The organism is Hydrogenophaga laconesensis (assembly GCF_031457235.1).
Lineage (GTDB): Bacteria > Pseudomonadota > Gammaproteobacteria > Burkholderiales > Burkholderiaceae_C > Hydrogenophaga > Hydrogenophaga laconesensis.
The window spans coordinates 1-1,357 of the sequence record NZ_JAVDWE010000050.1 but is presented as its reverse complement, the minus strand read 5'-3'; the positions used below and the strand labels follow the sequence as shown (position 1 = coordinate 1,357).

The window sequence follows — 1,357 nt, the reverse complement described above, 5'->3', positions numbered from 1 at the left end:
GATCTGCTCCTATATGGACGCCTCCCAAGTTGCAAGCGCTTTGTGTGTTGGCCGTATTGGCGGGCTGCATTCTTATATCCGGCCTGTTGACGCAGGCGTTGTTGCCCGCTGGCCCTGATGGGATTCGCTGAGAGGTGCCTTGATCTTCGGATCGAGCTTCGAGAGCTCCGGAGCAAATTCAGGCCCTACCTCTCCCGGTCCAACCTATTCAGCCATCACACATCTTCGCGCTGCCAAACCTTAGGTTCCTTGAGTCGCTACGCAGGTCACGCTGCTGATTGCTGGATCTCTGGTTTGTAGTTCCTGCTGTGGGCAAGCATGGCCCAGATCGTTCGTGCGATCTTGTTCGCCAAAGCAACCACAGCGACGTTCCATGGCCTATCCCGCATCAGGCGTTCAAGCCAAGGCGAATGCTCCTTCTGGCGCGCCATGACCGCCCTGGAACAGTGAATCAACATGGTCCGGAGATATGAGTTCCCCTGTTTACTCATGCCAAGGATGCGCACACGACCGCCCGTGCCAGTGTGCCGAGGCACCACTCCCAGCCAGGCAGCAAACTCTCGGCCAGAGCTGAACTCCTTGGCATCACCCACCGAGGCAACGATCGAGGTCGCGGTCAGCAACCCTACCCCAGGAATCTGCAACAAACGCCCGCAGCGCTCGTCCGATCGCTTGAACGCTTCCAACTTGCGCTCGATCGCATCCACCCGTTCTGAGAGCTGCAGGATCAACTGGTACTGGTCCCGCATCGCTTCAATCGCCATGGCGGGGATCTTGTCCTCCAGGCTGGCGAATGCCTCCGGCAGACGTTTCACGCACCAATGCCGGCCCTCCGGAAGAGCGAATCCCAGCTCGTAGAACACGGCTCGGAGCTGGTGTAGCTGGGCAGTCCTGGCCTTGACCAAGCCGTCCCGCATGGTGTGCAGCGCCAAGATCGCCTGCTGGGCTTCGGTCTTGACCGGCACGAAGCGCATTTCGGGACGCTGCGCTGCCTCCCATATCGCCCGAGCATCGGCCGCATCGTTCTTGTTGCCCTTGACGAACGGCTTGACAAACTTCGTCGCAATGAGTCGCACCTCATGGCCAAGTGCGCGCAACTGGCGCGCCCAGTGATGGGAGCTCCCGCACGCCTCCATCGCAACAACGCTGGGCTGCCGATTGGAGAAGAACGGCACCATCTCTGCTCGCTTGAGCTTCAGCTTGGTGATCTCCCCTGTGTCGGGATCAACCGAATGCAATTGAAAGAAGCGTTTGGCAATATCCAGTCCGATCACAGCGAGCATGGCGGTCTCCTTGGTAGGTGGATGGGACCTCCATCGTGACCGAAAAAGACTCAGGAGGCGTCCATGCCATCCTC

Annotated in this window: 1 protein-coding gene; it reads right to left on the bottom strand. The window is 59.3% G+C overall.

What is annotated here, in order from left to right:
* Positions 1 to 266 precede the first annotated feature (266 nt).
* Entirely contained in the window at positions 267 to 1,283 is a 1,017-nt protein-coding gene (locus tag J2X09_RS27010) for an IS110 family RNA-guided transposase (RefSeq protein ID WP_204735978.1), read from the bottom strand.
* Between the last annotated feature and the right edge of the window lie 74 nt (positions 1,284 to 1,357).

What these genes read in the sequence shown, in the direction of transcription:
- J2X09_RS27010 (WP_204735978.1), bottom strand. Translation starts at nt 1,283, where the DNA reads ATGCTCGCTGTGATCGGACTGGATATTGCCAAACGCTTCTTTCAATTG.